The organism is Ensifer sp. WSM1721 (genome assembly GCF_000513895.2).
Classification (GTDB): Bacteria; Pseudomonadota; Alphaproteobacteria; order Rhizobiales; family Rhizobiaceae; genus Sinorhizobium.
Genome location: NZ_CP165782.1, coordinates 3201312 through 3212176 on the forward strand (window position 1 = coordinate 3201312; position 10865 = coordinate 3212176).

Annotated in this window: 7 protein-coding genes; 3 read left to right on the forward strand and 4 right to left on the reverse strand. The window is 62.6% G+C overall.

Annotation, left to right across the window (positions count from 1 at the left end):
• The first annotated feature begins 230 nt into the window (after positions 1-230).
• The gene (locus tag M728_RS15555) at positions 231-911 is read left to right on the forward strand and encodes an amino acid ABC transporter permease (protein WP_026620179.1); all 681 of its coding nucleotides are present in this window, start codon (positions 231-233) and stop codon (positions 909-911) included.
• A complete protein-coding gene (locus M728_RS15560) occupies positions 908-1669 on the forward strand; it encodes an amino acid ABC transporter ATP-binding protein (RefSeq protein WP_026620180.1) in 762 nt (253 codons plus the stop codon). The genes M728_RS15555 and M728_RS15560 overlap by 4 nt, the downstream gene beginning before the upstream one ends.
• Positions 1670-1937: 268 nt before the next feature.
• Here M728_RS15560 and pyc read toward each other — a convergent pair whose 3' ends face one another.
• Both pyc and M728_RS15570 read right to left on the reverse strand, forming a co-directional pair.
• Positions 1938-5396 (reverse strand): pyruvate carboxylase, encoded by a 3459-nt coding sequence (pyc, locus tag M728_RS15565; protein WP_026620181.1) that lies wholly within the window; start codon positions 5394-5396, stop codon positions 1938-1940.
• A gap of 130 nt (positions 5397-5526) precedes the next feature.
• Positions 5527-6267 carry an autoinducer binding domain-containing protein gene (locus M728_RS15570; protein ID WP_026620182.1) on the reverse strand — a complete coding sequence of 247 codons (741 nt, stop codon included), beginning with the start codon at positions 6265-6267 and terminating at the stop codon, positions 5527-5529.
• Positions 6268-6643: 376 nt separating this feature from the next.
• On the opposite strand from M728_RS15570, the gene M728_RS15575 reads away from it, so the two are divergent.
• Positions 6644-8401 carry a glucan ABC transporter ATP-binding protein/ permease gene (locus tag M728_RS15575; protein WP_026620183.1) on the forward strand — a complete coding sequence of 586 codons (1758 nt, stop codon included), beginning with the start codon at positions 6644-6646 and terminating at the stop codon, positions 8399-8401.
• Positions 8402-8600: 199 nt separating this feature from the next.
• Here the strand turns inward: M728_RS15575 and M728_RS15580 are convergent, their stop codons facing one another.
• Together M728_RS15580 and M728_RS15585 are read right to left on the reverse strand one after the other, a co-directional pair.
• Complete coding sequence (locus M728_RS15580; RefSeq protein ID WP_026620184.1) at positions 8601-9437, reverse strand: carbon-nitrogen hydrolase family protein; 837 nt, start codon at positions 9435-9437, stop codon at positions 8601-8603.
• 111 nt (positions 9438-9548) lie between these two features.
• Complete coding sequence (locus tag M728_RS15585) at positions 9549-10706, reverse strand: OpgC family protein (protein WP_026620185.1); 1158 nt, start codon at positions 10704-10706, stop codon at positions 9549-9551.
• Positions 10707-10865: the final 159 nt, after the last annotated feature.

Genomic DNA, 10865 nt, shown 5'->3' on the forward strand with positions numbered 1-10865 from the left:
ACCTCAGCTTCCGACGTAAGATCCAACCGAGGGGGCAGACGCTCCAGGCGACGCGGCGAAAGGATGCACAGCCCATCCCTTCCCCTTGTGGACAGAGTGGCCCGAAGGGCCGGGAGGGGCTCCCACGGAACAGTTGCATGGGATGCGGGCTTCACACCCTTCCCCATCCTGCTCTATGAATCGCGATCCGTGCCGGCTTTCGGGGCGGATCGCGTTTGAAAGGTTCTCCCTTGCCCCACTGGCTTCAATTGATGGCAGATTCGTTGCCGACCCTGCTTTGGGCGGGGCTGATCTTCACGATCCCGCTGACGCTTCTCTCCTTCATCCTCGGCTTGGCTCTCGGGCTCGTCACCGCCATTGCCCGGCTTTTTGCGCCGGCGCCGCTCGTCGCCGTGGCGCGCTTCTATGTCTGGGTGATTCGCGGCACGCCGCTGCTTGTCCAGCTTTTCGTCATCTTCTACGGACTGCCGAGCCTCGGCATATTGCTCGACGCCTTCCCAGCCGCGCTGATCGGCTTCACGCTCAACATCGGCGCCTATACATCCGAGATCATCCGCGCAACGATCTCCTCTGTCCCGCGCGGGCAGTGGGAGGCAGCCTATTCGATCGGCATGAGCTGGAATCAGGTCATGCGCCGGACAATCCTGCCGCAGGCGACGCGGGTCGCAATCCCGCCCCTCTCGAACACTTTTATTTCGCTCGTCAAGGACACCTCGCTCGCCGCTGCGATCACCGTGCCGGAACTCTTCCAGACGGCGCAGCGCATCGTCGCGACGACCTATGAACCGCTGATCCTTTATATCGAGGCGGCGCTGATCTATCTTGCCATGAGCTCCGTACTGTCGGCCCTGCAGGTGAGGCTGGAGCAACGCTTCGCCCGCTATGGCGGCTTCCTGGAGGCGCGCGCATGATCGAGCTCTCGCATATCGTCAAGCGCTTCGGCACCAACACGGTCCTCAACGACATCAGCGTCACGCTGGCGGAAGGCACCGTGACCGCACTCGTCGGGCCTTCCGGCGGCGGCAAGAGCACGCTTCTACGCTGTGTCAACCTCCTGGAGATCCCGACCAGCGGAACAATCCGGCTCGGCGATGAGCGGCTGGAATTCGCCGCCGGCCAAAAGGTCGGCTGGCAGGCGATCCAGAAGCTCCGCCGCCAAACAGGCATGGTGTTCCAGAATTTTCAGCTTTTCCCTCACCAGACCGCGATCGGTAACGTGATGGAAGGCCTTGTGACCGTTCTCAAATGGCCAGCCGCCCGCGCCCGCGCCCGCGCGCTCGAACTCCTGGAGAAGGTCGGCATGGCACACAAGGCTGACGCGTGGCCATCAACCCTTTCCGGTGGCCAGCAGCAGCGCGTGGCGATCGCCCGAGCGCTCGCTCCTTCGCCGCGCGTGCTCCTCTGCGACGAGCCGACCTCGGCGCTCGACCCGGAGCTCGCCGAAGAGGTGGTGGAGGTGCTCAGCCGTCTCGCCCGCGAAGGCACGACGATGATCATGGCCACCCACGACCTGCGGCTGGCCTCCCGCGTCGCCGACCACGTCGTCTTCCTCGACGCCGGCGTCGTCGTCGAAAGCGGCCCCCCGCGCAAGATTTTTTCCGTGCCCGAGCGCGAACGCACGAAGCGGTTCATCGCCTCGCTCAGCGCGCCGATGAGTTATGATATTTGAGCGGCGCTCGGATAGCGGACTGGCAAATCGCACGCTACCTCGCCGTGAGCGGGACGGCGCCCTCTCCGCCGTCATCCTCGGGCTTGACCCGAGGATCCACACGCAAGCATGCCGCTTCGCTGCGCCTTGATTGGTATCGTGGTCAGGGTGTCTCAGACTTCGCTGCGGCTTGTGAATGGATCCTCGGGTCAAGCCCGAGGATGACGACTGGGAGAGCTTAGGCCCGGTTAGAACAGCAGGCCGCACCGGAAGCGACCGGTGCGCTGCATCACCCGCCAAACACGATAAGCAGATCCTTGGCGTCGATCTGGTCGCCGGCTCTCACCAGCACTTCGGCGATCACCCCGTCCTTCTCCGCGTGCAGTGCGGTCTCCATCTTCATCGCCTCGATCGACAAGAGCACGTCGCCGGCCTTGACCGGCTGACCGGTGACGGCCGCGACGGTGGAGATGACGCCCGGCATCGGTGCGCCGAGGTGGGCCGCATTACCGGGTTCCGCCTTGCGGCGGATGGCGGTCGCGGCGCCGCGGTTGCGGTCCGGCACCTTGATCGAGCGCGGCTGGCCGTTCAGTTCGAAGAACATCTTGACCATGCCCTTCTCGTCGATCTCGCCCTGTGCCTGGTTGAGGATGACCAGAGTCTTGCCCTTCTCTATTTCAGCGAAGAGCTCCTCACCCGGCGCCATGCCGTAGAAATAGGCGGGCGTCGGCAGCACGCTGACCGGCCCGTAGGTTTCGCAGGCCACCGCATAATCGGTGAAGACCTTGGGATACATGAGGTAGGAGGCAAATTCGAAATCGTCGACCTTGCGGCTAAGCTTCGCCTCGATTGTCTTGCGCTCGTGATCGAGATCCGCATCTTCCAGAAGCGAGCCGGGACGGACGGTATAGGCCGTCTCGCCTTTCAGCGCTTTCTTCTGCAGTGCTTCGGGCCAACCGCCCGGCGGCTGACCGAGATCGCCCTTGAGCATGGAGACGACCGATTCCGGGAAGGCGATGTCCTTTGTCGGGTTCTCGACATCGGCGACCGTCAGGTCCTGTGAGACCATCATCAGCGCCATGTCGCCGACGACTTTGGAGGAGGGCGTCACCTTGACGATGTCGCCGAACATCCGGTTGGCATCGGCATAGGCCTGCGCCACCTCGTGCCAGCGGGTCTCGAGCCCGAGCGAGCGGGCCTGCTCCTTCAGATTGGTGAACTGGCCGCCGGGCATCTCGTGCAGGTAGACTTCGGACGCCGGCCCCTTGAGGTCGCTCTCGAAGGCCGCATATTGGTGGCGCACCGCCTCCCAATAGAAGGAGATGCGGCGGATCCATTCCGGATCGAGGCCGGGATCGCGCTCCGAACCACGCAGGGCCTCGACGATCGAGCCGAGACAGGGCTGCGAAGTGTTGCCGGAGAGCGCATCCATCGCCGCATCGACGACATCGACGCCGGATTCGACAGCGGCGAGCACCGTCGCTGCGGCAATGCCGGATGTGTCGTGCGTGTGGAAATGGATCGGCAGATCGGTCGATTCTTTGAGGGCCTTGAAGAGCACCCGTGCTGCCGCCGGCTTCAGGAGCCCTGCCATGTCCTTCACGGCGATGATATGGGCGCCGGCCTTTTCCAGCTCCGCAGCGAGCGCCGTATAGTATTTGAGATCATATTTCGGCCGCGCGGAACTGAGGATATCGCCGGTGTAGCAGATCGCCGCTTCGCAGATCTTGTTCTCTTGCGCCACCGCGTCCATCGAGACGCGCATGTTCTCGACCCAGTTTAGGCAGTCGAAGACGCGGAAGACGTCGATGCCGCCTTTGGCCGCCTGGCGGACGAAGTATTTGACGACGTTGTCCGGATAGTTCTTGTAGCCGACGCCGTTGGCCCCGCGGAGCAGCATCTGCAGCAACAGGTTCGGCGCGCCTTCGCGCACCATCGCCAGCCGCTCCCACGGATCCTCGGTCAGGAAGCGCATCGAGACGTCGAAGGTCGCCCCGCCCCAGCATTCGAGCGAGAAGAGGTTCGGCAGCGCCCGCGCATAGGTGCCCGCAATCTGGGCGACGTCGTAGGTGCGCATGCGGGTGGCGAGCAGCGATTGATGGCCGTCGCGCATCGTCGTGTCGGTCAGCAGCACCTCAGGCTGCGCCTTCACCCATTCGGCGAACTTCTTCGGCCCGAGCTGATCGAGAAGCTGCTTGGTGCCGGGCTTCACCTCGCCGCCGATGAACGGCACGACGGGAGGCGCGATGTCGTTCGACGGCTTCGGCCGGCCCTTGACTTCCGGATGGCCGTTGACAGTGACGTCAGCAAGGTAGGTCAAAAGCTTGGTGGCGCGGTCCTGGCGCTTCACCTGCTGGAACAACTCCGGCGTCGTGTCGATGAAGCGAGTCGTGTAGCTGTTGTCCTGGAATTTCGGGTGGCGGATGATCGCTTCGAGGAAGGTGAGGTTGGTCGCCACCCCGCGGATGCGGAATTCCCTGAGCGCCCGAATCATGCGCTGGATCGCTTCCTGCGGATTCGGCGCCCAGGCGGTGACTTTTTCCAAGAGCGGATCGTAATAGCGGGTGATCACCGCGCCGGAATAGGCGGTGCCACCGTCGAGCCGGATGCCGAAGCCGGTAGCGCCGCGATAGGCGGTGATGCGGCCGTAATCGGGGATGAAGTTCTGCTCCGGGTCTTCCGTGGTGATGCGGCACTGCAGCGCGTGACCGTTGAGGCGGATGTCTTCCTGGCGCGGCACTCCCGATTCCGGCGTGCCGATGGCAAAGCCGTCGAGGATGTGGATCTGCGCCTTGACAATGTCGATGCCGGTCACCTGTTCGGTCACCGTATGCTCGACCTGGATGCGCGGATTGACCTCGATGAAGTAGAACTTGCCGGTGTCGGAATCCATCAGATACTCGACGGTGCCGGCGCCGATATAGTTGGTCGCCTTGGCGATCTTCAGCGAGTAATCGGCGAGTTCCTGGCGCTGCGCGTCGGTCAGGTAAGGGGCCGGCGCCCGTTCGACGACCTTCTGGTTGCGCCGCTGGATCGAGCAGTCGCGCTCGAAGAGGTGGACGACATTGCCGTGGGTGTCGCCAAGGATCTGGCTTTCGACGTGGCGAGCGCGCTCGACCAGCTTTTCGAGATAGACCTCGTCCTTGCCGAAGGCGGCCTTCGCCTCGCGCTTCGCCTCCGTCACTTCGCGGATCAGGTCCTTGGGGTCGCGGATCGCCCGCATGCCGCGGCCGCCGCCGCCCCAGGAAGCCTTCAGCATTACCGGATAGCCGATCTCCTCGGCGAGGCGTGCGATCTCCACCGGATCGTCCGGCAGCGGATCGGTCGCCGGCACGACCGGCACGCCGATCGAGATCGCCAGGTTACGGGCCGCCACCTTGTTGCCGAGCTGGCGCATCGTCTCCGGCTTCGGGCCGATGAAGGTGATGCCGTTCTGAGCACAGGCCTCGGCGAATTCTGGGCTTTCCGACAGAAGACCGTAGCCCGGATGGATGGCGTCGGCGCCCGAGAGCTTGGCGACGCGGATCACCTCGTCGATCGACAGATAGCTTTCAATCGGTCCGAGGTCGCGGGCAAGATGCGGACCGCGCCCGACCTGGTAACTCTCGTCCGCCTTGAAGCGGTGGAGCGCCAGCTTGTCCTCCTCAGCCCATATCGCGACCGTCTTAAGCCCCAGCTCATTGGCCGCGCGGAAGACGCGGATGGCGATTTCGGAACGGTTGGCAACAAGGATCTTTGAGATGGACAAGTCGGACTCCTCAATAGACTTGAAACGCGGGAATGCTGCACCCGCGAAAAGAACTATTAGCGAGTCAAGGAATGAAGTGCAATTTCAGATGCGACACCGAACCTAGCCCATTCGGTCAGGCTACTATCCTTTAGGAAATCAGCCCCAACCGGAACGCGATCGCCACGACGTGGTGACGGTTCTTGGCTTTCAGCTTTTCCTGGATGCCGTTCATGTACCAGTCGACAGTGTGGCTCGAAATGTCGAGGACTTTGCCGATGTCGTTCGAGGTCATCCCGTCGGCGAGATAATTCAGCGCCTCCATTTCGCGCCGCGTCATCTGCACTTCGACGCGCGAGACGAGGCCGGCCATAATCTCCGGATCGGTGAGCTCGAGCAGCTTCCAGAACAAACGCTTGGCGATCGCATCGAAGAGGCTCAGTTCCACCGGGCTGAGATCAACCACCCGGCCGCCGACCGTCAGGTTGCCCATGAGCCCGCGCCGGCCGTGCACCGGAAAGATATAGCCGTCGAAGAGACCGTGGTTGCGCGCCTCGATCATCATGCTTTCCATGCGCTTGCGGTGCGGGTCCGAGCGGAAAGCGGCCAGCGTGTCGCGCCAGCGGAAACCACGCTGGGCGTGGCCGAGATAGCGGATCGTCGGATCGATGACGACGTATTTCTTACGGATATAGATTTGCGGCCAGCCTTCCGGCCAGCGACCGGCGAGAAGCAGACGCAGCGGGTTCTCGTGCGGTTTCGGCTGACGCACGACGCCATAGAAGTCGAAGCCGCAGCGGTCGAGCAGGCGCTCGAACTCGGGCAGTATCTCCTCGCGCGTCTTCATCTCCTCGAGAAGCGCCAGAAACTGTACGAGCAACGTAATATTCATGAAACACCTTCAGATCGGAACGCGCGGCACAACGCTTCATAGCCACATGAACGCGCCGTTCAGAAGCCATTCATGTTGCAACCGCGATAATTCTTCATATCACGCCCGGTCTTGCAGGGAACCTGCAAAAACTCGGAGTCGAGACGCCAAGATAGCGAACGATGGATCATCCCGCCAACCCTCCCATGGCACCGATGATCCGGCCGCCTGACCCGTCCCGCCTCCGAATTTTTTTTAGGAGAACGCAGAGACCGTCACACGCGGCTTTGTCGGCCCGCAGGGGTGGAAGAAATGCCATCGCTGCCGTCTGCAGAGGCGCAACGCAGCCGCATCGCGTTGTTGCGGCACCAATCCGATGCCCAGAAGGGGTGAGACAGTGTCTTTATTCCAAGTGTATGCAAGAGCGCTTCAGTATCTTGCTGTTCACAAACTCCGCGTCGGTGCGATCGTCGTCGCCAATATCGTCTTGGCCGTCATCACGATCGCCGAGCCGATTCTGTTCGGTCGCATCATCGATGCAATCTCATCACAAAAGGACGTCGCGCCGATGCTGCTCATGTGGGCGGGCTTCGGCGTCTTCAACACGGTCGCATTCGTTCTCGTCTCCCGCGAGGCCGATCGCTTGGCGCATGGCCGCCGGGCGACGCTCCTGACCGAGGCCTTCGGCCGGATCGTCTCGATGCCGCTTTCCTGGCATAGTCAGCGCGGCACGTCGCACGCGCTGCACACGCTGCTGCGTGCCTGCGAGACCCTCTTCGGCCTCTGGCTCGAATTCATGCGGCAGCACCTCGCGACCGCGGTGGCCCTCGCCCTCCTGGTGCCGACCGCCTTCGCGATGGACGTCCGCCTGTCGCTCGTGCTCGTCGTGCTCGGCGCGGCCTATGTGCTGATCAGCAAGGCCGTGATGAACCGCACGAAGGACGGCCAGGCCTCCGTCGAGAACCACTACCATACGGTCTTCTCCCACGTCTCGGACGCGATCAGCAACGTTTCCGTGGTGCACAGCTACAACCGCATCGAGGCGGAAACCCGGGAACTCAAGAAGTTCACCGAGCGGCTGCTCTCGGCGCAATTTCCGGTGCTCGACTGGTGGGCGCTGGCGAGCGCGCTCAACCGCATGGCCTCGACCATCTCGATGATGGCGATCCTCGTCATCGGCACCATCCTGGTGCAGCGCGGCGAGCTCGGCGTCGGCGAGGTGATCGCATTCATCGGCTTCGCGAACCTGCTGATCGGTCGTCTCGACCAGATGAAGGCCTTCGCGACGCAGATCTTCGAAGCGCGCGCCAAGCTCGAGGATTTCTACCAGCTCGAGGATTCGGTACGCGAACGCGAGGAGCCGGCCGGCGCCAAGGAACTGACCGGCGTAGTCGGCGAAGTGGAATTCCGCGACGTCTCCTTCGACTTCGCCAACTCCGCTCAGGGCGTGCGCAACGTCTCCTTCAAGGCCAAGGCCGGCCAGACGATTGCCATCGTCGGTCCGACCGGCGCCGGCAAGACGACGCTCGTCAACCTCCTGCAGCGGGTACACGAGCCGAAGCACGGCCAGATCCTGATCGACGGCGTCGACATCTCGACCGTCACCCGCAAGTCGTTGCGCCGCTCGATCGCGACCGTCTTCCAGGATGCCGGCCTGATGAACCGCTCGATCGGCGACAACATCCGGCTTGGACGCGAGAACGCCTCGCTCGACGAGGTGATGGCGGCCGCGGAAGCCGCAGCCGCGAGCGACTTCATCGAAGGCCGCCTCAACGGCTACGACACGATGGTCGGCGAGCGCGGCAACCGGCTCTCGGGCGGCGAACGCCAGCGCGTCGCCATCGCCCGCGCCATCCTCAAGAATGCGCCGATCCTCGTCCTCGACGAGGCGACCAGTGCGCTCGACGTCGAGACGGAGGCGCGTGTCAAGGAAGCGATCGATGCGCTGCGCAAGGACCGCACGACCTTCATCATCGCCCACCGCCTTTCGACGGTGCGCGAGGCCGATCTGGTGATCTTCATGGATCACGGCCGGATCGTCGAAATGGGCGGCTTCAACGAGCTCAGCCACAGCAACGGCCGCTTCGCCGCGCTGCTGAGGGCAAGCGGGATCCTCACGGATGAGGATGTCCGCAAGAGCCACACGGCGGCTTGATATCAGCAGCAGTTACACGATTAAGTGCCCCGGACGTCCCCGGGGCATTTTCTTTTGAGGCAACGCTGTTCGCAGTGGGGGCGTCTCACTACAGCGCGTGCGTCTTTTCAGACGCACAAAGGACGCTGTAGCACTTCGAATTGCTGCATGTTTCCTTAAATCGGGTACGATTTAAGGAAACATGCAGTAGCGAGAGGAATCAATAGCCGCCTCTGTCGAGGCTCCTCGGATCGTCGATCATCTTTTCCCGGTAAATGTCTCCCTGCCGTGCCCTGGCACGCCAGGGACGGGCCTTTTGAAGCGGGATTTCGTAAACCGGATCACCTCGGTCGAGCGTCGCGACCGCCAGGCTGGCCCCGCATGACTCCGAGCATCGGCCGATCCACCGCCCATCGGGGCCGATCACCCCGCCGGTACCCTCGTGGGCAGCCTGTCCCGGCGTCGCTGCGATTATCCAAAGGCAGTTCAGCCCGGCATGCGCCTGCAGCGCGATTTGGAAGTGTGGGGGAATGCCATACGAGGAAAACAGAACCGCATCGGCACCGAGACGCTCGTACTCGGCGAATATCTCCGGAAATTGGCTCTCGATGCACAGCGCGCACCCGAAGCGATAACCATCGATATCGACCGTGATCGGCTGCAGTCCTGGCGAATACCAGCCGCCGAGCTCGCTGTTCGAGAGATATCTCTTGTCGTATCTTGTCAGCAAGCTTCCATCGTCCGCAAAGACGTAGAGGCTGTTGTGTGGCGGATGAGACCCGGAGAGTCTATGCGCAGCGCCGACGACGGCGAACATACGAAATCGCCCACAAGCCTCGGCTATGGACCGGAGCTCGGCTTCCTGCCGATCCCAATCGAAGTCCCGCCAGCGCTCAGGGCTTCCTATTTGTGCCTTGCCATAGCCCGACAGCGCGCCTTCGCAGAAGACGATCAAGCGCGCGCCCTGCTGTGCCGCGCTCCTGATCATCTCGCGTATCGCCGTGGCGTTTACCGGTATCTCCCGCGAAACGGGTGTCTGTGCCGTCGCTACTTTCAACGGATGCGCCCCTCGGTGTCACGAATCAAGCAATCGCCGACACATCCTACACCGTTGCGGGTCTTATCAGACGCGCAACGGTTGCTGTAGCACTTTCAATTGCTTCATGTTTCACGCAACTCTGAGCGGCTTGGTGACCGACACCTCCTTCAGCCATTCGAGATAATAGGCGTAGACGAAGTGCAGCCCGATGCCGCCGAGGACGAAGAGCGAGCCGATGATCGGGTTCTTGCCGGTGACGAAAAGCAGTACCTGTCCGGCCATGGCGAGAATGGTTCCGAAGATGAAGACCGCCAGCGAATGCCGGCCGATCATCACCAGCGGGTGATTGGTCTCGAGCCGGGTCAGCCGGCTGACGGCGGGAACGATGGCCAGCAGATAGGCGAGCGCCAGCACGTGCAGCAGCCGTGTCAGCGACAGAAAGGTCTTGTCGAAGCCGGTGAGCACCGCGGGCAAGCCGAAGGAAAGGTCGATGCTCCACCAGGAGAACAGCACCCACGCGCCTGAGATCAGCAGATAGGCGGTGGAAAGCCCGATGAGCCAAGAGCTTCGCGGCAGGCGGCCGCCCCGGCGCACATGGCTCATGCACAAGATGCCGATCACGAAAAGGAACTGCCAGGACCAGGGATTGAGGAACCAGTAGCCCTCGTCGAGGAAATTGTACGGGACCAGCATGAAGCAGCCGGCGCCAAGCCAGAGCGCCGCCGACAGCGCAAACAGAAGGCGGGGGCTCGCTGCATTCAGCCAGAGGATGCCCGGCAGCATGAGGAACAGCACCGCATACATTGAAAGAATGTTGTTGTAGCCGAGTTGATGGCCGAGAAGCACCATGGCGACGATGCCCTGTTCCGCCTGGTCGACAATCGGGCGAATGTTGATTTCGCCGATCAGATCCTGGCGGCCGAAATAGAGAGCACCGCCGGCGAAGATCGCGAGCGTCACGACGCTGGTCATGATATGCGCGACATAGAGCGTGAGCGCGCGGCGCCATATCTTCAGCGTGAGCGCGAGACGCGCGCCATTCACGAACTTGCCCGCATAGGCCACTCCGACCGACAGGCCGGAGATCAGCACGAAGGCCTCGGCCGAATCGGAGAACCCGATGTTCTTGTGCGTCAGATATTCGAGATATTGGCCGGGCACATGGTTGACGAAGATGGTCAACAGGCAGAGTGCTCGGAAAACGTCAAGGCGTGTATCGCGATCCGTTGGAACCGCGTGGGCGACCTTGACCTGATCGTTGCCGGTCCCAAAAGTCTTTTGCAGCATGCGGTTGATATCCGGGATTTGGCGCCCCGCCCCACCCCTTGTTGAAACCGGACGCGTCCGGAATTCCCGGCAGCATCGATGAAGGCGCTGTCCCCGAGGGGATCACGCCGCCGCAATTGAAGGCAAAGAAGAACCGGCCTCGCACGTTCGGTACAAAGC

What these genes read in the sequence shown, in the direction of transcription:
- M728_RS15560 (WP_026620180.1), top strand. Translation starts at nt 908, where the DNA reads ATGATCGAGCTCTCGCATATCGTCAAGCGCTTCGGCACCAACACGGTC.
- M728_RS15570 (WP_026620182.1), bottom strand. Translation starts at nt 6,267, where the DNA reads ATGAATATTACGTTGCTCGTACAGTTTCTGGCGCTTCTCGAGGAGATG.
- M728_RS15585 (WP_026620185.1), bottom strand. Translation starts at nt 10,706, where the DNA reads ATGCTGCAAAAGACTTTTGGGACCGGCAACGATCAGGTCAAGGTCGCC.